The 24027-nt window shown below is 71.7% G+C and carries 28 protein-coding genes and 1 tRNA gene; 1 reads left to right on the top strand and 28 read right to left on the bottom strand.

What is annotated here, in order from left to right:
- Window positions 1-155: 155 nt before the first annotated feature.
- From SM450_RS25430 to SM450_RS25420, 3 genes are read right to left on the bottom strand one after another with little or no spacing between them, the layout of a single operon-like run.
- The gene (locus SM450_RS25430; protein ID WP_474622288.1) at window positions 156-1859 is read right to left on the bottom strand and encodes a hypothetical protein; all 1704 of its coding nucleotides are present in this window, start codon (window positions 1857-1859) and stop codon (window positions 156-158) included.
- Window positions 1856-2338 carry a hypothetical protein gene (locus SM450_RS25425; protein WP_474622287.1) on the bottom strand — a complete coding sequence of 161 codons (483 nt, stop codon included), beginning with the start codon at window positions 2336-2338 and terminating at the stop codon, window positions 1856-1858. The genes SM450_RS25430 and SM450_RS25425 overlap by 4 nt, the downstream gene beginning before the upstream one ends.
- Window positions 2339-2374: 36 nt before the next feature.
- Complete coding sequence (locus SM450_RS25420) at window positions 2375-4561, bottom strand: hypothetical protein (RefSeq protein ID WP_474622286.1); 2187 nt, start codon at window positions 4559-4561, stop codon at window positions 2375-2377.
- On the opposite strand from SM450_RS25420, the gene SM450_RS25415 reads away from it, so the two are divergent.
- Entirely contained in the window at window positions 4551-4916 is a 366-nt protein-coding gene (locus SM450_RS25415; RefSeq protein WP_474622285.1) for a DUF4190 domain-containing protein, read from the top strand. The two genes, SM450_RS25420 and SM450_RS25415, sit on opposite strands and share 11 nt — an antisense overlap.
- 3 nt (window positions 4917-4919) lie before the next feature.
- Here the strand turns inward: SM450_RS25415 and SM450_RS25410 are convergent, their stop codons facing one another.
- From SM450_RS25410 to SM450_RS25290, 25 genes are all read right to left on the bottom strand, one after another.
- Window positions 4920-7373, bottom strand: a complete 2454-nt coding sequence (locus tag SM450_RS25410) for a phage tail family protein (RefSeq protein WP_474622284.1) — start codon at window positions 7371-7373, stop codon at window positions 4920-4922.
- Window positions 7374-7562: 189 nt separating this feature from the next.
- The gene (locus tag SM450_RS25405) at window positions 7563-8102 is read right to left on the bottom strand and encodes a DUF7426 family protein (RefSeq protein WP_474622283.1); all 540 of its coding nucleotides are present in this window, start codon (window positions 8100-8102) and stop codon (window positions 7563-7565) included.
- Between the two features lie 5 nt (window positions 8103-8107).
- Window positions 8108-8845 carry a phage tail tube protein gene (locus SM450_RS25400; protein ID WP_474622282.1) on the bottom strand — a complete coding sequence of 246 codons (738 nt, stop codon included), beginning with the start codon at window positions 8843-8845 and terminating at the stop codon, window positions 8108-8110.
- A gap of 17 nt (window positions 8846-8862) precedes the next feature.
- The gene (locus SM450_RS25395; protein WP_474622281.1) at window positions 8863-9309 is read right to left on the bottom strand and encodes a minor capsid protein; all 447 of its coding nucleotides are present in this window, start codon (window positions 9307-9309) and stop codon (window positions 8863-8865) included.
- Between the two features lies 1 nt (window position 9310).
- Window positions 9311-9655: a hypothetical protein gene (locus tag SM450_RS25390; RefSeq protein ID WP_474622280.1), complete on the bottom strand. Its 345-nt coding sequence runs from the start codon at window positions 9653-9655 to the stop codon at window positions 9311-9313.
- Between the two features lie 3 nt (window positions 9656-9658).
- A complete protein-coding gene (locus SM450_RS25385; RefSeq protein ID WP_474622279.1) occupies window positions 9659-10006 on the bottom strand; it encodes a hypothetical protein in 348 nt (115 codons plus the stop codon).
- A 2-nt stretch (window positions 10007-10008) separates the two neighbouring features.
- The gene (locus SM450_RS25380; protein ID WP_474622278.1) at window positions 10009-10680 is read right to left on the bottom strand and encodes a hypothetical protein; all 672 of its coding nucleotides are present in this window, start codon (window positions 10678-10680) and stop codon (window positions 10009-10011) included.
- Window positions 10677-11516 carry a hypothetical protein gene (locus SM450_RS25375; RefSeq protein WP_474622277.1) on the bottom strand — a complete coding sequence of 280 codons (840 nt, stop codon included), beginning with the start codon at window positions 11514-11516 and terminating at the stop codon, window positions 10677-10679. Before SM450_RS25375 ends, SM450_RS25380 begins: the two co-directional genes overlap by 4 nt.
- A gap of 66 nt (window positions 11517-11582) precedes the next feature.
- On the bottom strand, window positions 11583-12161 hold the full coding sequence (locus SM450_RS25370) for a hypothetical protein (protein WP_474622276.1): 579 nt from the start codon (window positions 12159-12161) through the stop codon (window positions 11583-11585).
- Between the two features lie 3 nt (window positions 12162-12164).
- Window positions 12165-12476 carry a hypothetical protein gene (locus SM450_RS25365; protein WP_474622275.1) on the bottom strand — a complete coding sequence of 104 codons (312 nt, stop codon included), beginning with the start codon at window positions 12474-12476 and terminating at the stop codon, window positions 12165-12167.
- Between the two features lie 8 nt (window positions 12477-12484).
- Complete coding sequence (locus SM450_RS25360; RefSeq protein ID WP_474622274.1) at window positions 12485-13504, bottom strand: major capsid protein; 1020 nt, start codon at window positions 13502-13504, stop codon at window positions 12485-12487.
- Between the two features lie 14 nt (window positions 13505-13518).
- On the bottom strand, window positions 13519-14247 hold the full coding sequence (locus tag SM450_RS25355; RefSeq protein WP_474622273.1) for a hypothetical protein: 729 nt from the start codon (window positions 14245-14247) through the stop codon (window positions 13519-13521).
- A 96-nt stretch (window positions 14248-14343) separates the two neighbouring features.
- On the bottom strand, window positions 14344-14466 hold the full coding sequence (locus SM450_RS25350; RefSeq protein WP_474622272.1) for a hypothetical protein: 123 nt from the start codon (window positions 14464-14466) through the stop codon (window positions 14344-14346).
- Window positions 14463-16232, bottom strand: a complete 1770-nt coding sequence (locus tag SM450_RS25345) for a phage minor capsid protein (RefSeq protein WP_474622271.1) — start codon at window positions 16230-16232, stop codon at window positions 14463-14465. The genes SM450_RS25350 and SM450_RS25345 overlap by 4 nt, the downstream gene beginning before the upstream one ends.
- Window positions 16233-16234: 2 nt before the next feature.
- Window positions 16235-17812, bottom strand: a complete 1578-nt coding sequence (locus SM450_RS25340) for a phage portal protein (RefSeq protein WP_474622270.1) — start codon at window positions 17810-17812, stop codon at window positions 16235-16237.
- Between the two features lie 11 nt (window positions 17813-17823).
- On the bottom strand, window positions 17824-19098 hold the full coding sequence (locus SM450_RS25335; RefSeq protein WP_474622269.1) for a PBSX family phage terminase large subunit: 1275 nt from the start codon (window positions 19096-19098) through the stop codon (window positions 17824-17826).
- Window positions 19095-19604, bottom strand: a complete 510-nt coding sequence (locus SM450_RS25330) for a helix-turn-helix domain-containing protein (protein ID WP_474622268.1) — start codon at window positions 19602-19604, stop codon at window positions 19095-19097. Before SM450_RS25330 ends, SM450_RS25335 begins: the two co-directional genes overlap by 4 nt.
- Before the next feature lie 49 nt (window positions 19605-19653).
- A tRNA-Met gene (locus tag SM450_RS25325) sits at window positions 19654-19726 on the bottom strand.
- Between the two features lie 18 nt (window positions 19727-19744).
- Window positions 19745-19945: a hypothetical protein gene (locus SM450_RS25320; RefSeq protein ID WP_474622267.1), complete on the bottom strand. Its 201-nt coding sequence runs from the start codon at window positions 19943-19945 to the stop codon at window positions 19745-19747.
- Window positions 19946-20116: 171 nt separating this feature from the next.
- Window positions 20117-20347, bottom strand: coding sequence for a hypothetical protein (locus SM450_RS25315; protein WP_474622266.1), 231 nt, complete (start codon window positions 20345-20347; stop codon window positions 20117-20119).
- 134 nt (window positions 20348-20481) lie between these two features.
- On the bottom strand, window positions 20482-20847 hold the full coding sequence (locus SM450_RS25310; protein ID WP_474622265.1) for a hypothetical protein: 366 nt from the start codon (window positions 20845-20847) through the stop codon (window positions 20482-20484).
- Between the two features lie 30 nt (window positions 20848-20877).
- On the bottom strand, window positions 20878-21573 hold the full coding sequence (locus tag SM450_RS25305) for a hypothetical protein (RefSeq protein WP_474622264.1): 696 nt from the start codon (window positions 21571-21573) through the stop codon (window positions 20878-20880).
- 8 nt (window positions 21574-21581) lie between these two features.
- Complete coding sequence (locus SM450_RS25300) at window positions 21582-22694, bottom strand: DNA cytosine methyltransferase (RefSeq protein WP_474622263.1); 1113 nt, start codon at window positions 22692-22694, stop codon at window positions 21582-21584.
- Complete coding sequence (locus tag SM450_RS25295) at window positions 22691-22882, bottom strand: hypothetical protein (protein WP_474622262.1); 192 nt, start codon at window positions 22880-22882, stop codon at window positions 22691-22693. Before SM450_RS25295 ends, SM450_RS25300 begins: the two co-directional genes overlap by 4 nt.
- Window positions 22883-22885: 3 nt before the next feature.
- Window positions 22886-23956, bottom strand: coding sequence for a hypothetical protein (locus SM450_RS25290; protein WP_474622261.1), 1071 nt, complete (start codon window positions 23954-23956; stop codon window positions 22886-22888).
- Window positions 23957-24027 lie beyond the last annotated feature (71 nt).

The raw sequence follows: 24027 nt of genomic DNA, 5'->3' as shown, positions 1-24027 counted from the left end.
TGGCCGGGAGCGACGAGGACCGTCTGATGTACGATCCCGCCGAGCCCCACCAGGATGCACCCGACGTCCAGCACGATCCTGATGACTCGTTCCGCTCTCATCGCCGCCACGCACAGGCCCTAACCTTCCCGCCAGCTCGGCCGAACCCGCCGGGGTCACCCCTGTGGAGTGGCGCCGTCGACGGAGCCGAGGACCGAGCGCAGCGCCGCTTCCAGGTCGGCGCGGGACACCGGACCCTCGGCGGTCGGGAGGCCGGCGAGGACCCGCTCGGCGACCTCGCTGGCGAGTTGGGCGGCGTCGACCGGCTCCGGCTGAGGCAGGGCGGCGAGCGCGGCGGCCAACTCGGTCGGGTTGGTGCCCTCCGAGGCGAGCAGCGCGGGCAGCTTCCCCAGCGCGGTCGTGATGGCCTGGAGCTGCTGCACCAGCCACATCGGGGAGCCGCCGCCGCGCAGGTCCGACCGGACGGTGGTGCGGCCGTTGGCCGCGGCCTCCATCCGGCCGTCGGTGTAGCCGGACTGCTCAACCAGCGTCGGCAGGGCCTTGGCCAGTTGGTCGAGGGTGGAGGCGTGCTTGTCGGTGAAGTTGGCCATGTCGTCCTCCAGGAGTCCGATGGTGGTCAGGTAGCGGCGGAACACGCCGGACTGCGGCCGGCCCGCCTTGATGGCGTCGCGGAAGTAGCTGATGTGCGTGTGGAACAGGTGGCTGCTGTCGCCGCTTGTGCGTTTGCCCAGCCGGTCCCACCGCCGCACGGTCCGGCCGTCCGCGGAGTAGATGACCTCCCGGATGTCCCGGGTGTCGGCGGCGTCGGCCTCGCACTGGGCGACCAGCCAGCGCGAGAACGACGGCAGGTCGTGTCGCTTGCCGGCCACGCTCACCGAGAAGGTCCCGACGTCGAGCGCCGACGCCCACTTCGCCAGGCCGCTCCGGTCCCGACTGGACTCGATCACCGAGTAGTCGCGGGAGACGACCCGGTCGGATCCGCAGTGGTAGCCGCCGCGGTGATCCGGGTCGCCGACGATGCCCACCTCCGCCGGGTCCAGGTCGGCGTCGACCACCCGGCCGGGGTGCATGTCGAGGTGGTCGAGCAGCAACTGCCGGGCGTCGAGCAGCGTCTTCGGCGCGCTGGTGGCCACCGGTGCCTCCTCCAGGGTGATCGTCTGCCAGGCCTGCTGGTCCGGGCTACCGGTCAGGTCCCAGGCTGGCTCCTTGTGGTACCAGCACACGGTGAGCGCCCCGTCGGCCTTGGCGGCGTCGACCATCGCGCGCATCCACGCCGGCCGGCCCGGGCCGGGCTTCGCACCCAGCTCGGCGACCAGGTACGGCAGGCCGGTCTCAGCGGCCACCGCCCGGGGGATGGTCAGCAGGTCGTCGGGGGTCCGATAGCCGACGTCGGAGTACACGTCCCAGCCGTGCGCGTCGACGTCAGCCGTCACCAGCCACCGCCGGTCGCCGGGGTGGGCCTGCCACCAGTACCGGGTGTAGACCGGCACCAGCCAGATCCCGGCCCGGGCCGGGTGGCCGTCGAGGGCGTGCGCCAGCTCGGCCCACGCGGCGTGGAACTCCTCGACCGTCGGATCGCCGGCGTCAGGGCCCTGCTCCGGCTCGTGGTTCTTGGTCAGCAACAGCCGGACTCCGGCCGGCTTCCGGCCCACCCACGCGAGCACCTCGGCCACGGTGTTGGTCTTGTACGACAGGTGCACTGTCACGCCGGCGGCGACCAGCGGGCCCAGCACCGGACCGTCCCACGCCGGCAACGGGTCACGTGGGCCGACGAAGATCCGGCCCACGCCCGTACCCTCGTACGTGTCCAGCATGGCGGCGACCTTCCGGCCACCCGGACACCACCCGATCAGCGTCACGCGATCCTCCGCACCTGAAGCGACGACCCCGCCTTGAGGACCGCCGACGTTGATGCCCCGGCGGTCTGCTGCGCCCACCGCACCCGCAGATTCCCGCCCGACAGACTCGTCACGAGCGTGCCCCGCAGCAGCGCTGTCACCTGGTTGCCGGCGCCGCCGCCGGCGATCGGGAACGCCTGGTCAACAGACGGGGATCCGTAAGCGACCGGCCGCATGTCACCGCTGTACGTCGTGGCAGCCGGGTCGAGGCCGATCATCCCCCACACCATCGTGCCGCTGGGCCAGTTGAAACCGGCCTTCACGTCGTTGGCGGTCGGGGCCTCGTAGATGAGCAGCGCCTCCACGTCGTACTCGGCGCCGGCCACCACCGGCACGGACAGCCCATCCTGGAGGGTGGTTGAGTTGGTGACGGTCAGGTCGGTGGTGCGGCGGGCGCTGGTCGGCGCGAGCGCGTTCAGCCGCTCGGGTGTCAGCCTCATCCCCGACAGGATCTGAATGGCCACGGGGACCCCTCTCTACAGTGGCGCGATGGCCGGGTAGGCGACATCGACCGGCGTCCCGGCAGGCCAGGCCCGGCCGAAGCCGTTGAGGCCTCGCGCGGACACGGTCGCAGTCTGGGTCAGCCCGGTCCCGGTGATCGCCGACAGGCGGACCAGCTCTCCGCCGACCAGGACGTCGAGCGGGAACTCCGTTCCATCCGCCGCGGTTCCCCAACGCCCGTTCGCCGCGGCAGAAGTCATCTGGAAGGACACGCCGACGTCGGTGAGCCCGGTGCCGGCGAGGACGGTGCCGTCTGCGGGCACCCGCTCATCCGCGTCTGCGGTCGCCACCTGCCACGGCGCGGCCGGCGTGACGTTCAGGGTGGCCTTCCACGAGGTGCGCCCGCCGTAGGTTTCCGTCGCACCCACCACGAGTTGGTCGACGGTGCCGGGTACGTTCTGGTCCGGCGGGTTCACGACCTGGATGCGGGAGCCCGGCGCGCACGCGCACCAGGCCGCCGCGAGGGTGCGGTTGGTGGACAGGTTGACGCCGACCGCCGGGTAGCGCGGCCCCGGGACGGTGGTGGTGCGTAGCCGGAAGTTCGCGTGGTCGGCCACCCCAGCATCAACGGCCAGGCTGAGTGAAACCGACGCCTCGATCTCGCCTTGCAGGGCGACGGACTGCTCGTCGACGGCGATCGCGGACGACCCGTCGATCCGCTCGACCGTCCACCGGTTGCGTAGCTGCTGGTCATCGTCGACCGGCTCGAACGGCATGCCGAGCTGCCCGGCGGCGGCGTCGATGGTGAGGGCGACCGGGGCGTTGTAGCGGGCCGCCCGTGGCAGATAGCCCAGGCCGAACCCGGACTCGTAGATAAGGCCCATGTCCGCGTCTTCGCACTGCTGGTAGAGCGCTAGTGGAATGTCGGCCGGCTGCCAGCCCATCCGCACGATCATGTCTGCGGGCACGGCGGGAGCAGTGAAGGGGATGCCGTCCTCGGCGCACAGCCGAGCCAGTCGGGCGGTGGCGACCTCGGGCCAGTAGGAGAGCTGCGCCCCGTACACCCCGACGCCGTAGGAATCGACGGCGTATGTGCTCACGGCGGACGGCAGGGACGCAGACGCCCACACCGCCAGGTGCCCGAAGGGCATCGTGTCGGCGCTGGTCTGCCCGCCAGCGTTCACCGCGACCGCGGACACCCCGGCCAGGGTGCCGGCGACCGACCCGGACGCGATGGTCTTGTAGTCGGCGCGGATCGTCGCCCCGTCCTGCCACACGGACAGTTCGTGCTGAAGGAACCCGATCGACATTCCGGAGTCCTGGAGGACGGTGGTCCGGTTGCCGGCAGCGTCGTAGGCGAACAACTGCGTGCCGAAGTACGGCGCCTCGGTCTGCACCAGCCGCCACTGCACGAACGTGCCGCCGGGCGTGGCTACGTCGACCAGAACGACATCGCCGGGAATCGTGTTGTAGTCGGTCAGGGCGTTGATCACCACCGTCCACGCGGTGGCGGTGGCCGCAGTGACCTCCGCGGGCACGGCGACGGCGAGCGACGTACCGGCGCTCAGGTCGACCACCCGACCGGTGCCGTAGCGGACGTTCAGTGAGGCGAGAGACCCCCACGACTGGTCGGCTACGGCGACGAACTCGGGCGCCAGGCCGGTGGCCACCAGCGGCGGGTGTCCGGGGATCTCCGAGGCCACCTGCGTGGAGGCGGTGCCGTCCTCCATGGGCCAGTACGCCACCGGTCCGGACGCCCGGTAGGTGCGGCGCATCGATGACCTGACCGGCGGGGATCCGCGGCCGAGCCGGCCGAGGACACCGACGGCCTCGATGGCCGCCAGGGCCATGAGCGGGGAGTTGCCGGGCCAGGTCAGCGGCCACCGGCGGATGAAGCCGGAGAAGCGGTTACGCCACCCGACACCGTCGCCCAGGTCCACGTCGTAGGAGATCGGCGTCCACTTCTGGACGTTCGGCCAGTACGGGGACCGCGGGTCGTAGGCGGTGAACCTGCCGTCGGTGTTCTTCAGCGTGAGGCTGAGCGTGGACCGCTCGGCCTGCTGGGCGCCGGACGAGCGGCCCCACACGATCCGGACCTCGTCCGGGACGTGCCACCAGGTGGTGACGTCGGTCCAGGTCCACGTCGCCGGGTCGGCGGAGATGGTCGCGCCGAACGCGATCCGGATCCGCACGGCCAGGGGGTCCCCGCTGATGTACGACACCGCGATCCTCTTCCCTGCAATTGACGTCGGCGGTGACACTGGCCGGATGACCAATCCGCCTCAGCCCCCGCCGCGTGGCCCACTGCCGGTTTACGTCGCCCCCCAGCAGCCGCCGAAATCATGGATGGCGGCCGTCGCGTTGACCTTCGGGATCGTCGGGCTGTTCACGTTCCTGTGCACGTTCGGCGTGCCCTCAGCCCTCGCCGTGATCTTCGGGCACGCCGCCCGCGCCGACACCCGCCGCAACCACAAGAGCGGCAACCACCAAGCCACCGCCGGCCTTGTGCTGGGCTACGTGGTGCTGATCCCGCTAATCGTGATCACGGTCCTGAACGCCGCCGGCATCGAGCCCTGACGGTCAGGTGTTGCTGCCGACCACCTTCTGAACGTCGCCGCCCAGCGTCGCCACCTGTTCGCGAAGCACCACGACCAGGTCCCCGCCGCGGGCCACCAGCTCGCCGGTAATCCGCACCTCGGCGTGACCACCAAGACTGCCGAGTTTGTCCAGTGGCACGACCGCCTCGTCCTGGCCGCCCTCGCCGACCACGACCGGCCGGCCGCCGGGGGTGGCCCGCACGATCCCGCCGTCCTTCAGGTAGGGGATGTTCGGGGTGCCGATCGAGCCGCCGCCGATGGTCGTCCCGAGGAACGTCGTCGACGGGAGGCGCAGATCCAGGCCATTCCACTTCCCGATCACCCAGTTCAGGGCAGACCGGAAGCTCTCCTTCACGCCGTCCCACATGCCCGTCGTCGCCCGGCCGATCCGGCCTCGCAGCTTGCCGACCGCGCCGACCAGGCTGTCCCACTTCTCGCCAAGATTCTTAACCATTCCCGAGCCGGCCTTGGTTGCCGAATTTGCCCACTCCCGGAATTTGGTGTCCGCCTTATCGATCCAGAGGATCAGGTCGGAAGCCCATCCGGCGATGCGGCCCAGCACCTTCGCGGCCGACTCCAGCTTGTGGAACCAGTCCTGGATCTGCTCCTTGTTCTTCGGGTCGTCGAACCATTCCCGGACCTCATGCAGGGTCTCCTTGAAGCCCTCCCAGGCGTCGCCACCATCGGCGTTGGCCGGGTCGTCGAAAAGCGCACCGACGATATCGCCGATGATTGCGCCGGCGTCCTCACCGATATCGACTACGTCGTGGAAGAAGTCGCCGGCCTTCTCGAAGAAATCTTCGAGGGCGCCGCTCTTGTCCGCCTTCTCGATCCACTTCGCGAAGTCCTCGATCAGGCCGGCGACCTCGTCACCGAGTGAGTCGAGGAACGGTCCGGCAGCCTTGGACAGGCGGCCCCAGGCGTCGACGAAAGGGCCCGCGAGGGCGCCGCCGACCTTGTCGACGAGCCGGTCGACCGAGTCCAGGCCGGCCGAGATGTTCTCGATGAACTCCGGCTTTTGCGCGCTGTTCGAGAACTGCCTGAAGAGGCTGTTCGCAGTGTCGGCGCTCTGACCGAGCTTGTCGTGCAAGGTGGGCAGCCAGGCGTCGGCGAGGTCCCGGACCTCATCGCCGACCCCGGCGAACAGCCGCTGCTGCACGTCCAGCCGCAGATCCTCCCAGGCCGGCTTCAGCGCCTTGAGGGTGTCGACCAGCTCCTTGGCGGCCGGCGCGAGGCGCGTCAGCTCCTGAGCGGCTCCGCCGCCACCGCCGGCCGGCTTGCGGGCCTCGGTCAGGGCGTGCTCCGCGTCCTCGACGGCCTCGACCGCGCGGCGCTCCCGCTCCCTGGCGGCCCGTACCTGATCGGAGCCCTCCACCCCGACCCGGGCGGCGCGCTGCTGCTCCTTCGTCAGGTCGTCGGTGGAGTCCTTGGCGGCCTCGGTGGCCAGCTTCGCCCGCTCGTACGCCAGCTCGGCGCGGCGGATCTCCGATGGCTGCTGCCGCTGCGCCTCCAGCAGCTCCTGCGTGGCCTGCCGGACAGCGTCCACATCACCGGAGGCCTGCGCCTGGTTGACCTTGTCCTGGGCGATCTGGACGGCGTTCTTGGCTTCCGCGAGACGCTGCTCCGCGTCGGCCTCGTTGAGGGCCGCCTCTTCCTCGCTGAGCCGGGCTTCGCGGAGCTGCCGGTTGAGGTCGGACAGCCGCTCAACCTCGTCCGCGCGGGCGCGCGTCAAGGCCTCCTGGCTGGCCCGCACCTCCCGCTGCGCGCCGGCCAGCGCCCGGACAGCCTGGTGGACCTGCCACGTCCGGTCGACGGCCGCCCCGCCAGCAGATGCCGTCTGCTGGAAGTGGTCGGCCAGGCCCATGAAGCCGATGGCCAGGGCCCCGATACCGACCCCGGCGCCGCCCGCCAGGGCCGGCAGGGAGCCGAGAACGCCGCCGAGCAGGGTGACCGCCGGAATGGCAAACGCGGCCCCGGAGGCGAGGGCGGCGAGCACCTGCACGAAACCCCAGACGCTGCCCAGCCCGGACGTCACGTTGCCGGCGAAGTCGGAGACACGCTCACCGGCGCTCTTGACCCAGTTCGCGGCGTCTCGGACCTCGCTGCTCAGCGACCGCAGAACGGTCATCCAACCGTTGCCGCTCCTGACCCCGTCGCCGATGCCGTCGCCGAGGCCCTTCCCGATCCGGTGGCCCTCGCGCACGAATCGGCCGGAGGCGTCGCGGAGCCGGCCGGAAGCGTCGCGAGTGAAGCCCTCGCCGAAGCCACGACCGGCCTGCTCGCCTTCGCGCACGAATCGGCCGGAAGCGTCGCGGAGCTTGCCGTTGACGTCCCGGGTGAACCCGTCGACCTCGGTCCGCCCGGCGGCGAGTCCGTCACGCAGCCCCGAGTTGTCGGTCTTCAGGTAGGCGACCAGCTCGCCGAGCTTGAGCGACACAGGCCACCTCCACGGGTTACGTCGCGGGCGGGTCGGCGGGCTTGAGTGCCCTGGACAGGCGGGAGTCGGCGGAGAGCAGGCCGATGATGCGGACCTCCAGCCACCGCCAGGACCGGCCCTCCATCAGGGACTTGTCCCCGACGTCGATGCCACGGTCCTGGAGGTCACACTCGACGAGGAGCCAGTGAGTCAGGATCTCCGCCCACGTGACCCGCGACCCCGACCGCTCCTGCCGGACCTCGGGCGGGAACTCGTACCACTCGAAGAGGCCTGTGGCGGGGTCCTGGTGGCCGCGCCCGTAGCGGTCTTCTGGGCGGTCGCCCGGCGGGAGGCCCGGTTGTCCGGGCCCCTCGCTTCCGGGCGGCCACCGGAGATCCAGTAGCGGCGGGCCGCATCCTCACCGCCGACGATCCAGAAGAACGTCGTCATCGCACAGAACTCGATGTACGGGTCTTCCACCCCGTCGGCGCGCATCTCGGGATGAGCCGAGCCGAGCAGATGCTCGGGCATGGTGCGCGGGCCCGGCAGCGGAGGCAGCTTGGCCACCTGCTCGGCGGCGGCCTGGAGCTGCTCCCCGGTCGCCCCGCTGTCCAGCTCGTTGACGGCAATCATGGTGCGGCACCACAGCCCCAGCTCCGCCGAGGGCAGCGGGATGCGGTACTCCTTGCCCTTGACTGTCAGCTCCAGGCCAGGATCGAAGTACTGGGTGACGTCGCCGAACTTCGCCATGCGGATCAGGCGTACACGTAGTTGTCGGCGGTGGTGTTGACGCTGGTGCCTCCGGGTGTGGTGACGAGCACGTCGACGGTGGAGGCCGTCTTGGTCGGGGACACCGCGACGATGAGCGTGTCGGAGACGACCCGGAACGAGGTGGCGGCGGTGCCGCCAAACGTCACCGCGGTGGCGCCGGTGAACTTCCGGCCGCGGACCTCGACGATGGTGCCGCCGGCGGTGCCACCGCCGGTCGGCGCGAGGCCGGCCACCACGGGCAGCGCGGAGGCGTTCGGGTTCGTGATGGCCGCCCGGGCGCCCTGCCCGTTCAGCTTGACGGAGATGGTGTCGCGGGCGCCACCGTTGCCGCCGTCCGGCACCCAGTCGACGAGGCAGCGGCCCTCCCACGCCTCACCCTGCCCGGACCGGTCGAACCAGCGGACGTGCGCCTCCCCGGTCAGCGCGTCGCTCGCCTCCGACTTGATCCGCAGGTGCTCCTGGACGGCGTTGAACGTGACGCCGTCCAGACCGGTGCGGTGGATCAGCTTGATGTCGAGGGACCAGGTGGAGCCGGTGATCGCCTGCCGTTCGGCGCCGGCGTCGTCGTACGACTCGTCGGCCACCTTCCGCTGCGTGCGGGCCGGCTTCAGGTCCTCGACGCCGATGAGGGGCTGCCAGTCGGCGACGCCGCTGGGGTTGAGGTCGACCTCGACGGCGAAGCGACGCGCGAGGGCGGTGACGTAGTCGACAGGGCTCGTCATGATGTCCTCCGGGACGGTCAGATCGTACGGTTGACGGTCGGGCGCATCGCCTCGACGTAGTAGTTGTGCGAGGCCTCCCACCGGCCGTTCCCATCGGCGCCGAGGGCGGCGTACGACTGCCGGTAGACCTGGACGATGGGGATGCCGGACCAGGTGAGCCCGGTGGCGGAGTCGAGCAGGTCGAAGATGGCGTCGCCCAGGTCTTCGACGACGCGCGGGTCCTGGGTGCCGCGCAGGCGTATCTGGACGCCCTGGGTGACGTCGGAGACGCCGGGCGGGCTGGCCACCGGGTACGGAGCCAGGGTGATGATCCGGTCCGGGCTGATTGGGATGCCCCGCACGACGATGGCGACCTCGCTGGCCTGGTAGCTGCCGGTCGGCCGGTACACGCCGACGCCGCCGTTGTGGAGGTGCTGTGCGAGGCCGGTGAGGAGTCGGGAGGTCCAGCCGTCACCTACCGCCACGTCAGCCTCCGAAGACGTCTTGGACGGGCGCGGCGATCAGCTCCAGGATCGTTCCGCGCTCGTTGTTCATCGGGTCTTCCAGGTACTTCGCCTTGCGGCCCTCGTCGTGGCGGTACGTCAGCTCCTCGTGCTGCCGCACGGCGTACCGGGTGTCGTAGGAGACGGCTGCACGGCGCTGGCTCGCGTCCACGGACGCCACGCCGGAGCGCTCCAGGGTGGCCTCTTCGATCGGCACCTCTGCGCGGGACACCTGGAGCAGGTGCTCAGCGCCGAGCGTCAGTCCGGCCACCTCGGCGCCCTCGATGAGAGCCAGGATCTCGTCACCGTTCCACTCGACGTCCGCCACGGCTCACTCCAGGGACAGCTCGACGTGTTCGGGCAGGCCGAGGCCGTGGTCGTCCATGTACGACGTGGCCAGGACGCGGGTGACGCGTCCGGACCACGGCAGGGTGACCCGGGATCCCGGCGGAGCGACCGTGTCCGGCGGCGCGAAGACCGTGGTCGACGAAACGACCTCGCCGCCCTCGGCGTCCTGGGTCTGCGCGACGACGCGGCGGTTGCTGTCGTCGACGACGCACAGGCCCACGTCGGCGGGGGAACCGTACTCGTCGCCGTACGCGCCGGAGCCGGTGAGCGCCTCGACCCGGATGGTCTTCGGCTCGGGGATGCACAGCTCGACGAACTCCGCCCAGTCCACGGTCACCTGCTCTGCGGGCCATGGCCGGTCAGCCCGGCGGCCTGGAGGACGGTCCACGCCTGCTCCCAGAGGGAGCCGATCCGGACGGGCGCGTCGTCGCTGCTGCCGGCCTGGACGGTGAGTCGGCCGATGGAGAAGCCGCCGCGCCGGCTCCCGCCGAGGCCGGTGACGTTGCCGTGGGTGAGGTTCCCGGCGATCTGCTCCAGCGTCGCCTCCCGCAGCGCGTCGATGACGGCCTGGTCGTCGGGGTCGTAGACGGCGCACAACAGCGCCCGGTCCACGTCCCGGCTTGCCCGGGTGATGAGCTGCACCGCGTTGACCGGGGTCCGTCCGAGCCGCTCGTTGAGCTGGTCGACGGAGGCGTAGCCGCCCGGCACCGGTGGCGCCGCCACGGTGATGATCTCGGAGGCGGTGACGATGTCCCCGTCGCCGTCCGTGCCGGTCCAGGTGACCACGTAGTCCCCGGCGGCCTGATCGGCTGGGACCGCCCAGGCGTACGAGTAGAGGCCCGTTGCCTCGGCGGCGACGCCGGTGGTGGTCGGGCCGACCACGGCGGTACCGCCGCCGACCGGGGCGATGCGGACCTGCGCGCCGGTGACCGTCGCGGCCGGGCCGCCCGGGTAGGCGTACCACTGGACGGTGAGGGTGGCCGTGCGGCCGGCGGTGTACGTCACGAGGCGCCCCGGTAGAAGGACAGGCCATCGAGGCCGACGAAGCCGGCGTTGCCGGTGGCCGAGGCGATCGACACCACGCCGGCAGTGTCGATCGTGAGGACCGCGGCGATGTTCGACGGGGCACCGGTCCGGATGGTGAAGGTCTGCGTCTCGGCCGGCTTGTGCGCCGCATCGAGGGTGACGAGCGCGGTACCAGCAGCCAGGGACGAAGCCCAGGAGATGCGGCCCTTGAGCCACACCCGGTTGTAGATGCTGTCGAGCTGGCTCGCCGGCGTGGGGTAGCCGGCGCCGGCCCACGTGGCGTTGTTGAGGGTGGTGGCGATCCAGGCGGGTGGGGCGTCGAGGACCAGGCGGCGGCCGGCGTGCAGGTCCCGCGTGGCGTACGAGTCGCCGTTCGCGAGGGTGACGAACTGGTCGGTGTTGTCCGACCAGGAGAACGCGCCGATCGGTTGGGCGGTGCCGTTCTTGCTCGGGTGGCACTGGGCCCGGAAGGCGTACTGTTCGGCGGCGTCCGGGTGGTTCGGCACCCTGGCCCGGGAACACCCGTAGCCGTTGGCGTACATGCCTCGCGCGCCCGCGTACTGCGCCTGCCAGAGGTCGGTGCCCTCGGCGCCGGTGGCGGGCCGGTTGACCGTGACGGTCTGATCGCCCGCCACCGACGCCGCCTTGGGCAGCAGCCCGGCGACCGCCGCGGCGGCGGCGCTGGCCGCCGCCCCAGCCGGTTCCGCGCCAACATCCCCAGCACTGAGCGTCACGCTGCCGCTCTTGCCGTTGACGGTGTCGACACCGGAGCCCGAGCCGCTGCCGGGGGTGCTGGTGTAGCCGGTCGCCGCCATGAGCCCTCCAAGGGGGTGGCGGGGGCGGCCGGCCGCAGTCCAGCCACCCCCACGAAATGCTCGGCCTCAGGTGAGGACGACGTACGGCACGAACTGCTTCGCCGTCGGCGTCGCGATCGTGCCCGGCGCCGTCGTGGTCAGGCTCGACCCGGACGACTGGCTCAGCGCCCGCTCCCCGGTCACGATCGCCGGGGCCGCGACGGTGCCCAGCAGCGTCGGCGTCGTGGACGCCGCGACCATGAGCCCCACGAAATAGAGGCCCGTCCGCTGGACGGTGTACGCCGACGCCAGTGCCTTGGTGATCGTGGTGTTCGCCGCGAGCGCCGCCGACGTGCCGTCCACCGACTGGCCGATCAGGGCGCCCGCCTCGTCGTACAGCGCGAACCACTGGTTCGTGATCGTGGCCCCGGCGGTCGCGCCGGTACGGACCGCGATGTTCGTGATGATGTCGCCCTGACGCAGCCAGATCGGCACCGAGGTCATCACCCCGGTCGCCAGGGCGGGCTGGCCGGTGTCGCCGGCCGAGTCGTACAGCCCGGTCCGGGGCAGGTTGCGCCGGAAGAACGTGTCCGGGCTGGCCGGATCCGCCGCGTTGACGTGCGTCAGGGCATCGCGGACGTTGCCCTTGTAGCCGCCGAGCTGCATGGCTCAGCCCTCCTTCTTCGACGCCGACCGGGCCGGCCGCGCCGGCACCACGGTGCCGCTGCCGGCGGTCGGGTTGCTGGTGATCGGGTTGCCGGCCGAGTCGACCTCGGTGACCAGGTAGCCGGGCCGACGCTGGGCGAACAGCACGGCGCTGCGGCCGACCTGGACGCGGTGCTCGTCGGCGGTCGCCATGCCGGCGTCGTCGCGGTCGTCGTCGAAGGAGACGCGGGCGACGCCGTCGGCGAAGGAGACGGCGCCGATGCGGCCGGTGAAGTCGGGCCGCGGCGACCGGATCTCGAAGTAGCGGATACCCATGGCCTGCCTCACTTGACCTTGATGTTGCGGAAGACGCCGCAGGAGCGGCTGTTCTTCAGCACCATGGTTGCCGGGCCCATCTCGACCTCGCCGGTCTTGACCGCGCCTGCGGTGCTGAAGTCGGGGTCCCACTGGTCCATCAGCGGCTTCCCGGCCACGCTCGCCCCGTGCAGGGCGTCGAGTCCGAACCGCACCGCGTACAGGTCGGCCAGGTTCGTGATGTTCCCGCCGCCGCCCGCGCCGTCGGGGTCGCGGGTCTCGACCGGGACCACGTACGACGTGTTGCCGGTCATGTCGGAGTTGACGGTGCCGAGGTCGACCAGGACAGCAGGCCCGTACCGCTCGATCGTGCGGCCCATGTCGTCCTGGGTCCGGGTGTACATGCCGGCGAGCTTGCCGATGGCCTTGATCCGGTTCAGCAGGAGCCGGTTGCCGAGCAGCGCGTCCGCGGGGCTGTTGAGCAGCGACAGGAACTCGTCGAGCTGGTCGGTGGCCTGGATGGCCAGGGTCGTGGTGTTGAGGGTGGCCGGGGACCAGTCGGCGTAAAAGGTGGTGGCGTTCGGGAAGAACTCCGTCACGCTGCCGGTGAGGGCCACGTCGAGGCCGTCGAAGCCGAGGACGTTGCTCGCGTGGTCGCCGACGATGAGCTGCTCGGCGAACGTGTTCCGCACACCCTTGATCAGCTCGGATGTCTGGAACGCCATCTCGTCGGTCAGCCGCGGACCCAGGTGCGCGAGCGCCCGGTCCAGGTTGTACGCCCCGCCGAACGGGTAGAGCGAGCTGGTGATCTGGGTGCGCTTGGCCTCGGCCGGCACGTACTCCGTGTTGTAGGCACGGAACTGGCCGCCCCGGGTCTGCGTCAGCCGGGAGTAGGTGTACGACAGGGAGCCGCCTCCCACTCCGGGGGTGGCGACGTCGTCGAAGACGAACTGGTCGAGCAGCCACGAGTTGCGGCGCGTCTCGTCGATCACCGCGTACTGGGTGTCCGACGCCGCGTTACGCATCGCGTCCGCGAGGGTGATTGTCACTGGGTTCTCCCGGGTTACGTCGTCTGGTTCTGTCGGGCGAAGGCCTCGCGGAGGCTCTTCGGGCGTCCGGTGTTGTTGCCGCCGCCGGTGTGGTCGGCGCCCTGGCGGCCGGCACCTTGACCGGCGGCGGCGAGCCGCGAGTTGGCCTTGAGTGCCTTCTTCATGGCGGCGACGACCTGGTCGTCGTAGTCGTCCGCGTCCGGGTCCAGCTCGGCCGTGGCCGTCCGGAAGCTCGCGGAGTCCAGCAGTGCGGTGGGGTCGACGCCGGCCTTGTCGGCGTTCTCGCGTACCGCGAGCCGGAGGCTCTTGTCGCGAAGCTTCTGGTTGGCGCTGTCCCGCTCTTCGGCTGCCGCCTTGAGCTGCTCGGCGGGGTCGGTCTTGCCGTCCGGGGTGAGGCCGGCGGCCTTGAGGATCGCGTCGGTGCGTTCCTTGGCGGCCCTGGCCTCTGCCTTGGCCTTTCGCTCGCCCTCGCGGGCTGCCGCGATGGCGCGGGAGGCTCGCTCGGGGTCGAGGTCGCCCTTGATGTCGGGCTTCTTGCTGTCCTCGCCTTGGCCGGCGTCGCCGTCCTGGTCGTCGGTGCCCCCATCCCCGCTGTCGTCGCCCTCGCCGGATCCACCCGCGACGACACGGATGGGCCGGCCGTCCCGCCGGTACCCGAGGATCTCGCCTGGGATGACGGTGCGGCCGGTGAGCGGGTTGACGAAGCCCGGGGTGATAGCGGTGGGCAGGGTGGAGCGCAGCACGGAAGCCTCCTTGAGGCGGTCGTGGTGGGATGGCCACCGCGCCTTGCGGGATGGCCGGCGCCGCGCCGGGGGCGCGTCACATCTGGTGGACGGGGGTCAGCCCTGCTCGTCCTCATCCGGGTCGGGCAACTGCAGCTCGACCGGGTAGTCCATCGTGATCCGGTCCGCCGCGGCGTCCTGGTCGTCGGCGGGGCGCGGCTGCTGCTCTGGCTGCGTCACCGGACTACCTCCGCCACGATCTCGCGGCCCGGGCCGGGCCCCGTGTCGGACACTATCCGCAGCGTCAACCCGCGCTGGAGGAGCAGCTCCGACTCGTACTCGGCGCCGGAGAGCTGAAGCGCGCCGACGCCGGCCGGGACGCGGATGGTGAGGATGGCGCCGCCGGGGGCGAACTCGGCGGCGGTGTCGACGCTGGCGGTGGTGGAGACGAAGGCGTACTCCACCCACTGCGCACCCACCGGCAGTGCTGCGGCGGCGACCGACCCGAACACGGCGATCGGGTCCCGGATGCCCCGGTGGACGAGCACGTCAGCGCTTAGCAGCGACTTAGCCAGGGCGGAATCCAGGTCGCGGGTGGCGTCCCGGTAGACCTCGAAGCCGTACCCGTCCGGGAGTCGCCCCTTCTCGCGGCGGAGCGCACCGTTGAGGTTGGCGTACAACGTGCCCCGGTACTGGCGGATGACGTCGCGCTCGCCGAAGGTGAGCCGGCGGAGGCTGCGAACGTCCAGCATGTTGATCGGTGCGGCCTTGAGGGCGGCGGGTCCGGTGGCCGGGGCCGGCCGGGGCGGCGGGACGGCGGCCGGCTTGGGTGCCGGGCTGGAGCGTCGGGCCGGCGGCGGGACGATAGGCGCCGGCGCCCCGGTCGGGATGTTGCCCGCGCCGATCTGCTCCCGGTACGACAACCGCTTCAGGTCGGGGTGCTCGGCGAGGTGGGCGCGCATCTCGCCTTGCCAGGCCCGCACCTTCTTCCGGGCAGCCTTCGCGGCGTCGTCGTCCAGGGCCGCGTTCTCCCGCTCCTTCCACTTGCGGATCTGCCGCTCTATGGCGCGTTGCCGCTGCCTCGCCTTGTCGCCCTCCGGGTCAGCCGTGGGGCCGGTCGGGCGGCGCGTCACGCCGGGCAGGAACGCGGACACGGAGTGCCGGCAGTTGGGGTGCTGGAAACCCGCGGCTCTGGCCCGGTCAAGGGTGGTGAGCACCTGCACCGTCTCGGCCCGGCCGGTGAGCGGGTTGCGGGCCTGCACTCGCCCGGCCGGCCCGGAGATGGCGAGGACACGACCCTCGTACGGCCGGCACATCGCACACTCCTGCACGGCGTCGGAGACGATGACCAGGCGGATGCCGGCCGACTGGAGCCGGTCGGTCTGCCCCTGCACGGCCGCGCGCTGGGTGACAGTGCGGACGCCCATCTCGACGTACGAGGAGAGCCGCCAGCGCCGGCCGCGCACGTCGGTGAACCCGGTGATGCCCTGGTCGACGAGGCGCTGGTAGGCGTGCTGGGCGGCCTGCCGGCGGGTCTGCCCACCGGCGACGGACACCGCGACGGCCTCGGCGATGACCTTGCGATAGACGTCGAGGGTGTCGCGGACGACGTTTGAGTGCTGCTCGCCCACGTCCTCGACGAGCGCCGACGCGAGGGACTCGACCACCGCCGGCTGCTTCGCCGTGCGGACGGCCTCCCGGGCAGCCAGCCGGGTCGCCGCATCGGCTGGGAGGTCGGTCAGCGCCGAGCCGCGGCCGGCCCGGTACGCGGCGGCGGCGGCCTCACCTATCGCGGCCGGCGCGGCGGCGTCGAGCCGGTCGACGACGCTCTGCGCGGCCCGCCGGAGAGCGGACACCGCGGCGAGGCGCTGCGTCGCCCACGTCGGGCCGTCGATGCCGGCCCGCAGGTAGCGGGTGACCAGTTGGACGAGCGTCGACTCGGCGCTGCGGTACATGTCGACGGTGGCGCGGCTGATCGCGCCGATCTGGTCCGGGTTGACGGCCACGGCTACTCCTCGGCCTGGTCGTCCTCACCCGTGCCCGGCGCGGTGCCAGCGAGTTCACCGAACCTGGCGGCCGGGTCGATCTCGTCGCGCCCGCTGCCGAGCTCTTCCTTGAGCTTGGTCACCTCGGCCTTGACCTGCTCGTCGTCCCAGTCCTTGTGTGCCATCCGGACTCGGGTTTCGATGCTCACCGATTCGGCGGCGTGGAGCAGTTGGAGGGTGCGCGCTTCAGTTTCGGGTGACTCGGTGACCGAGTCGCCGAACTCGACGGCGGGCAGCTCCGGCGCCGGCCCGTTGAACGCGAGCGCCTCCAGGTTCAGGTGCAGCTCGACGTACCGGGCGATGGCAGGCGACCAGGTGTTGATCCGGTCCCCGCGCGTGACGAAGCTCTGGCGCTCGCGGGCCTGGGCCTCCGTCGCCGTCATGGCGACGTCGCCCTCCTCGCCCATCGTCTGGCTGGAGAGGCCGGCGTGCCGCATCGCAGCTTCCATCAGGGCGTCGATCGTCGCCTTGTGCTCGACGTGCCGGATCTCGAACTGGGTGTACGTGATCGGGTTGCCCTGCTGCTGGCCAGGCATGGCGTTGACCGCCGAGTAGACCTCCCGGTCGGCGTCCCAGGTCGCGCCCTGCCCGGGGCCGTTCGACTGGAGCATGTACTCCGGGATGGTGATCCGGCCGCGGCCGAGGCGGATGTCCCGCATCCAGGACGTCCACGCCTCGTCGATGCGGTCGAAGAGCGGTTCGTTGCCGTCCATGTCGCTTCGACCGAGGCTCTTGAGTGCGGCCAGCTTCCGCCAGCGCCTCTGCGGGCCGGCGTTCGGCACGTGGACGACGTCCAGGCGGTCCAGGCCGGTGGCCTGGGCGCTGGTCTCGTCGACCACCCGGGCGAGGTACTCGGCGTTCGGGTGCTCGGTGAGCGGGATGACCCGACCCAGGTCCGTCGCGTCACCCTCGTACAGCGCGTAGGTGATGCGGCCCGCGCCGCGTACCACGTCGTGGTGCTCCAAGAGGCGCACCACCGTGCCGGCGGACTCCTCCAGCGTCGACCAGAGTGTGACCTCCGTGAGGCGGCCCCACCGGATGACGGGGATCGCGGCGTCGGCGGGCACCGCGGTGACGATCGCGCCGGCCGGGGATACCTCCTTGTCGACGACGGGGCGGAGGTAGACGTCGCCGAGGACGGATGCGTGCTCGGCGGCGTGCCGGAGGGTGGTGTGCAGGCCGCCCTCGACGAGGCGCTCTATGGCGGCCTGCACCTCGGCGCGCTCGGACGTCAACGTCGGCGGCTCGCTGAACAGCAGGCCGGCGGAGGTCGCGGCGAGGTCGGCCGGGACGGGGACATGCAAGCGGGTGTCGCGCTGGTCAGCGCGGACCGGGTTGCCCCACATCCAGCGGGACAGCATGCCGACGACACCTCCGGCGAGCTGGGAGGGGCGTATGCGGGGGGTGTTGACGCCGCGCCGGCTGTAGACGGCTTGCAGCTCGCCGGGGTCGCCGACGTACCAGGCGTCCCAGTCGCGGTAGGCGTCGTAGGCAGGGGCGACGGCGGGCGGCGGCCAGGCGCCGGCGGTGGGGATCGGCACCAAGCCCTCCTTCAGGCTGCGAGTGCGGGAGCTGGAGCGTGTCGCAGCATCGGTCGCCACACCACTTCAGGCGTCTTCACGGCATACCGGCCGCCGTCGAGGCTGTCGTCCTTGTCCTTGAGCGGCTTGTCCTCGCCGAGGAGTGCCGCCTTCTCGTCCCACACGTAGCCGGGGATCTCCTCGATCCAGCCGTCACAGGACTCGTGCACGTACAGCAGGCCTTCGGCGAGCAGCGAGGCAACGAGCTGGATGCCGTCCATGACTGCGTTGTCGGCCTTGGTCGGCGTGAGCCCGTCGTCGAACAGCTGGCGGTTCATCCAGGCGGCGGCCGGGTCGACGCACACCCACTCGGGGCGAACGTCGAGCTTGTGCAGCCAGCCCCGCAGCCGGACCGAGTACTCGACCGGGCTGAGCTGGCGCATCTGCCGCTTCGGGTCCCAGCGCCACTCGCGGGCGAGATACAGGTTGCCGTCCACGCCGACGCCGAGCAGCAGCGCGGCGAAGGGGTGGTTCGTGCCGGGGTCAACGCCGAGGCTGACCCAGCGTGTGATCTGCGGCAGCGTCTTGACGATGTGCTTCGCGGGGTCCCAGCCCTCGTAAACGGAGCCCTCGGCCATGACCCACTGGCCGAGGATCATGCGCTTGTACCAGAGGCCCTTGTACTGCCGCCGGTATCGGTCCTTGACCTTCTGCGACAGGAACGGGTTGTCGTCGAGCCCGAAGTGCCAGACCGCCCAGTCGCCGGACAGTCGACCGCCGGGCTTCGCCTCGTCGATGCCGTTGACCTTCAGCCAGTGCCGCGGGTTGTCCGGGTTCGTGTTCCCGAACAGTTGGGCGCCGTCGAGGGAGCACCGGCCGAGGAGCTGCTCGTGGAAGCTCTGCGGCATCAGCGACCACTCGTCGACGTACCCGGAGGCACAGGTCATGCCCCGGAGTCGGTTCTCGGACCGCTCGTCGTTGAAGGTGATGACTTCGACGGTGCGGCCGAGGATGGTCGCCGTCGGTGCGCCCCGGGTGTAGGTGGTGGCCTTGGCGAGCGGCCCGAACAGGCGCGAGTCGCGTAACGGGTTGAAGATGTTCCGGACCGCCGTGTCGTACGTCTTCGCGCAGACGACCAGGTCACCGGAGGTGGGGGCGTCGGCGACCTTCATCATCCAGCGCAGCAGCCCAGAGGCGGTCTTGCCGGAGCGGATGGCGCCCTCGGCGAGGTTGACGAAGGCGTCGGAGTCGACGACGTAATCGATCTGCTTCTCTGACAGCGGCAAATGCCGGATGTCGACGCTCACTCGGCTGCCCTCGCGCCGTCGCGTGCGGCGCGTAGTTGGTCGCGCAGCTCCAGGAGCATGCCCTTCTCGTCCTCGTTGCCGGTGGCCTTGTCGTACTCGGCGAGCTTCAGGGCGGTGCCGGCGAGGGCCTGGATGGCGTTGGCGATGTTCCGCTTGTCGGCGAACGGCGGCTCGTCGAGGGTGGTCGAGTTGTAGTCGTTCTCCTTGCCGCCGAAGTTGTAGACCAGGGCGGGGGCGAACATCTGGCCCATGAGCCGTTGGGCGGCGGCGAGGGCGTCGACCTGGAGGCGGGCACGGCGGGCGGCTCCGTCGGCCTTCCGGGCTTCGGTGGCCGCGGCAGCTGCTCCGGTGCGTTCGAAGCTGAGGCCCAGTTCAGCGGCGATGTGGCTGATGGTCTTGCCCGAGCGGCCCAGTTCCTTGGCGATGGCGTTGCGGCCCAGGCCTTCGGCGTGCAGCTCGCGGACGCGGTCGTGGTCGGCCTGGGTGACGGGGCGGCCTCGGGGCATGGTGATCACTCCGTCCCGGCGCCTTGTCCGGTCAGGGGGTTGGGCTTCGTAGCGACGGCAGGACTCGAACCTGCGACCTCTGGGTTATGAGCCCAGCGAGCTACCTGCTGCTCCACGTCGCTCCGGGTGCGGCCGGCCGGCTAAAGGCCGTACCGCCGCCAGGGGCCGACAGCGCGCTGGTGGACCGGGGTGGCGTCGGGGCTCCAGTAGCAGATGGGGCGGTGGCCGTCGCGCCACGTCCAGCCGAGCGACAGGTAGCCGAACTGGGCGGTCGGCCCGAGGCTGATGTCGAGCTGCGTCCGCTTGTGCCAGCGGTACAGCAGGAAGATGCGGTTCTTCACGGGCCTCCCGTTCTTCGTGCTGGGTGGTGAGGATGCGGGCCGGCCTCCCGTCGCGGTGACCGGCCCGCTCTCCCCGCCCCGGCGTCCCGACCCAGGACGCACGTCAGCCCGGGAGCGGTGTTCGCTCGACCGGGCTGTGGGGACACTCCACCTGCGTGGGGTGTGAACAAATCATGCGGCGGGGGTGGCGGCAAGGTCAAGTCGGCGCGGCCGGCCGCGTGTCGCGCGTCGGGTGGCCAGCTCGATCGCGCTGGCTTCGTCGAGGGGCGAGTGGCCGGCCACCGTGGTGAGGCCTTTGCGGTCGCGCCAGCGGCGGACCATGGCCACCGTGACGTCGGGGCCGAGCCGGGCCGCGAGTTGGGCGGCGGTGCCCCACTCGCGGCCGTCGCGGTCACGGATCAAGGTGGTTCCTCCCTGGTCTGCGCGGGATTCCCACGGAGACACCATAGCGGTGGTTATGGTGCGCGGCATTCCGGTCACATCGGACGGCGGGTGGCCCGAGACGCGCGTCTGAGGCGCGTCTCGGGCCGGGCCGGTCATGTGGTGGCGAGCTGCGCCAGCGAGAGGCTGCACATGTCGTCGCCGCTGTCGAAGTCGACCGGGTAGGTGCCGGCGGGCAATTCCAGATCGCCGGCGGCCTCGTCGAGCTGGTCGTTGTCGCGGACGAAGCAGTCCTCGGTCCGGACCATCCACCGCTCGTCCATGTAGCGGTGCTCGACGTCGTGCACGATCTGCTGGTCGTCGTCCTCGTCGAGGTCGTAGGCGAGCGACTCGCACTGCTTGCAGTCGCGCCACATGCGGCAGTGGTCGGTGACGCCGGGGCACTCGATGGCGTACTCCTGCTCGGTGATGCCGCCTTCGGTGGTCTCGGTGATGGTCAGGATGTGCGGCGGGTGCTTCACGGTGCTCTCCTTCGGTCGGGTCGTCTCGGGTCAGTTGGTGGGCTGGGTCGGTGCGGCCCCCGCGACCACGCCGGGCTTTGGGGTCGCGTTTGGGGCGGGTGACAGGACGTCGGCCCGGGGCCAGATGTGCGCCACGCCCTCCACCGCGCCCGGCATCCCGCACCCGCACTCGGTGCCGGTGCAGAGGCGGCCGGTGGCGCAGATGACGGTCCAGGCGTCGACCGGCCCGGCGGTCTGGACGACGAGCCGGCGCTCACCGCAGTGCGGGCAGTCGACGCCGATGAGCGGTGCCCGGCCGGGGCCGATCCCGATCGCCTCACGCACCCACCGCTCCTCGTCGGCCAGGTGGCGGCCGACGGTGGCGGCGGTGCCGGGCGACATCGCCGGGATGCACTCGATGATGCGGTCGATGCCGTCGTCGAGTCCGTACGGGAGGTGGATGGCGTCGGCGATCCAGTCGAGCTTGTGGTCGAGCCGGTCGCGCATCTCGGCCCACCGGTTGCGGCGTTCGGTCGGTTCGGCGACGGCGATCGCGCGGGGCGTGGGGTCGCTGTGGCTGCCGCTGACGCGCCCTCCGCCGTAGACGGGACTCCGGAGTAGGGACGGCGCTTCGAGGCGCTCAGCGGCGATCTGGGCGGCCTCGTCGTGGGCGAGGTCGGCGAGCGTGCGCCGCGCGTCGTGGAGGGACCAGGCGGCAGCGGTGGCGTGGAGGTGGTGCGGCGTCACGGTGCTCCTCAGGCGGCGATCTGTCGGGCATGGGCAAGGCCAGCGGCAACGGCGAGGATCGGCGTCCCGAGTCCAGGCGGGATGGCGTTGCCGACCTGGAGGAACTGCGAGGTCTTCGTGCCGTGCCAGGGGTAGTCGGCGGGGAAGCTCTGGAGGATCGCGGCTTCGGCGACCGCCACCCGTCGGGACTCGCCGCCCTCACGGTTGCGCCGCTCGCCGTGCTCCTCCACCCACTTCGGGCTGTCGCGGCGGTTGACAAGCTGCCAGCGCAGGTTGCCCGGTCGCGAGCAGAAGATGGTTCCGGCCGGCTCGTCGACCGATCGGGCGGTGGCGTTCTCCTGTGCCCCGTTGACGAGTTGCCAGCGGTCGGTGTTCGCCATGACGGTCGGCGCGGGCCGGGTGGTGTCGCGCTCGTACGGCTTGATGTCACCGGCGCGGGTCACCGTGGAGTTCTGGCCGGTGCTGACCAGACCGCCCCAGCCAAGCGCCTCGGCCATCGACACCCACGGCCGCCGGGCACCAAACAGGGCGTCGGCCGGCGGCGCCTCCTCGTGGGTCGTCTCTGGGCTGTGGACGGCCCTGACTCGCGAGGCGATGAGCACGGCGCGGCGTCGGGTTTGCGGCACCCCGTAGTCGGCGGAGTTGAGGACACCGACCCACACGGAGTAGCCCCAGCCGCGGAGCACGTCGCCGATGTGCCGCCAGAGGTCGAGCACCGGCGGCACCTGCTCCATGGCGACCCATTCGGGGCGTAGGTCGCGGATCCAGCGGACGGTCTGGGCGGCGTGGTGGCTGCGCTCGTCGGCCCACCCAGTGCCGGGGTCGTCGCTGCCGGCGGCGTAGGCGTTGACGAGGTCGTGGACGCGGGCCTTGTCCTGCTCGCCTGCGCGCTTGCCGGCCATCGACCAGGCCTGGCAGGGCGGGGAGGCGATGAGGCCGGTGACGCGGCCGGCGAAGGGGGCGGTGGGGTAGGTGGCGATGTCGCAGCGGATGCGGGGGTGGCCGGCGCGGACGGCGGTGACGCAGGCGTCGTGCCACAGTTCCAGGCCGATGGTGGTGAGGCCGAGGTGTCGTGCGGCTTCGTCCCAGCCGCCGGCGCCGGCGTAGAGGTCGAGGTTCATCGGGTGCTCCGGCGGATGGTGCGTGCGAGGGGGCGGATGGCGAGCGAGGTCCACACGGCGGCGAGTGCGACGAGGATGGCCCCGCCGGGGTTGAGGTGGGCGTCGGACGCGGCGGCGAGGGCGAGGACCGCCGTCACCCCGGCGATGAGGGCCAGGGCGACGGCGGCGGCCACGGTGCGGGTGGGCACCGGTCAGCCCTCCCGCGTCCGCTTGCCGGCCTCGTCGAGCAGGTCTTGCCAGCTTGCCCAGGTGGGTGGGCTGATGCCTTCGCCGCCGTCGAGGCGCATCAGCCTTGCGAGGGCGGCAGCGAGGCGGGCGATGAGGTCGTCGGGCGCCGGCGGCTCGGCGGGGCTGACCGCGTACAGCAGCTCCGCGACGGCCTCGGCGAGCGTCGGCCGGGTGCTGACCGCCGAGGCGACCACATCGCCGTCCCGGAGCACGCCCAGGCCGTCGCGGTGCAGGGCGGTGGCGACCACCTGGTAGCCGGCCGGCGGGGTGTCGTCTCGCGTGTTGGCCGGGTTGTTGGCCGGGTCCTGGTCAACGCCCTGCACGCGGGGCTCGGCGGAACCGGGGGGCGGCGTCGAGTAGTCGGTGCCGCAGGTCTGGCAGACCATGCCGACGGTTTCCCGGCTCGGCCCGGAGCAGGTGGGGCACGGGTTCTGCCGCGCCCGGGTGGCGTAGCCGGCGCGGGCCCGGTCGATGCGCTCGGTGGCGTCGTCGACCACGGCGATCAGCTCCTGCGCGGCGCCCAGCTCGGCGCGGGCCTGCTCCAGGTCGGCGCGGAGTCCGGCGAGCTGGGCGGTGAGGGCGTCGGCGCGGGCCTTCTCGGCGTCGGCGTGCAGCCGGGCGGCGTCGCGGCAGTCGAGGGCCTCAGCGCGGTCGGCGCGGAGGCGGACGACGGCGTCGGGGAGGTTGTCGATGGGGTCGCCGCCGTTCATGCCGAGGGCGGCGGCGGTGGTCTGGATGAGGTCGGCGTAGTGGTTGCGGGAGCGGGCGTAGTCGTCGCGTTCGGCGCGGGCCTGGTCGCGCTGGGCGGTGACGGTCTCCAGGTCGCGGCGGAGTTGCTCGACGAGGGGCAGCCCGTCGTCGGTGCGGAGCGGGGTGCGGTCGGCGCGGATCTGCCGGGCGTGGTAGGCGGCCTGGTCGAAGAGCTGGTCGCCGAGCGGGGCGTGGGGCGGCGTGGTGGGCATGGTGGCCTCCGTGGCGGTGAGGGTGGCGTCGATGACGGCGATGAGCCGGTCGGCCCGGCTGCGGGCGGTCATCGGGCGGCGTCGGTGTCGGGCTGGCAGAGGTGGGTCTTGCGGGCGGTGTGGACGGTGCGGATCTCAGCCAT

Source organism: Micromonospora marincola (assembly GCF_056150385.1).
The sequence above is the reverse complement of the archived record's forward strand: the minus strand, read 5'-3'. Positions and strand labels throughout refer to the sequence as shown.

Excerpts from the sequence above, each read along its gene's own strand:
- SM450_RS25375 (WP_474622277.1), bottom strand. The coding sequence starts at position 11,516 with ATGGCGGCGACCGGCTACACCAGCACCCCCGGCAGCGGCTCGGGCTCC.
- SM450_RS25290 (WP_474622261.1), bottom strand. The coding sequence starts at position 23,956 with ATGACCGCCCGCAGCCGGGCCGACCGGCTCATCGCCGTCATCGACGCC.
- SM450_RS25425 (WP_474622287.1), bottom strand. The coding sequence starts at position 2,338 with ATGAGGCTGACACCCGAGCGGCTGAACGCGCTCGCGCCGACCAGCGCC.
- SM450_RS25330 (WP_474622268.1), bottom strand. The coding sequence starts at position 19,604 with ATGCCCCGAGGCCGCCCCGTCACCCAGGCCGACCACGACCGCGTCCGC.
- SM450_RS25400 (WP_474622282.1), bottom strand. The coding sequence starts at position 8,845 with ATGACGAGCCCTGTCGACTACGTCACCGCCCTCGCGCGTCGCTTCGCC.
- SM450_RS25365 (WP_474622275.1), bottom strand. The coding sequence starts at position 12,476 with ATGGGTATCCGCTACTTCGAGATCCGGTCGCCGCGGCCCGACTTCACC.
- SM450_RS25415 (WP_474622285.1), top strand. The coding sequence starts at position 4,551 with ATGTACGACACCGCGATCCTCTTCCCTGCAATTGACGTCGGCGGTGAC.
- SM450_RS25300 (WP_474622263.1), bottom strand. The coding sequence starts at position 22,694 with ATGAACCTCGACCTCTACGCCGGCGCCGGCGGCTGGGACGAAGCCGCA.
- SM450_RS25370 (WP_474622276.1), bottom strand. The coding sequence starts at position 12,161 with ATGCAGCTCGGCGGCTACAAGGGCAACGTCCGCGATGCCCTGACGCAC.
- SM450_RS25405 (WP_474622283.1), bottom strand. The coding sequence starts at position 8,102 with ATGGCGAAGTTCGGCGACGTCACCCAGTACTTCGATCCTGGCCTGGAG.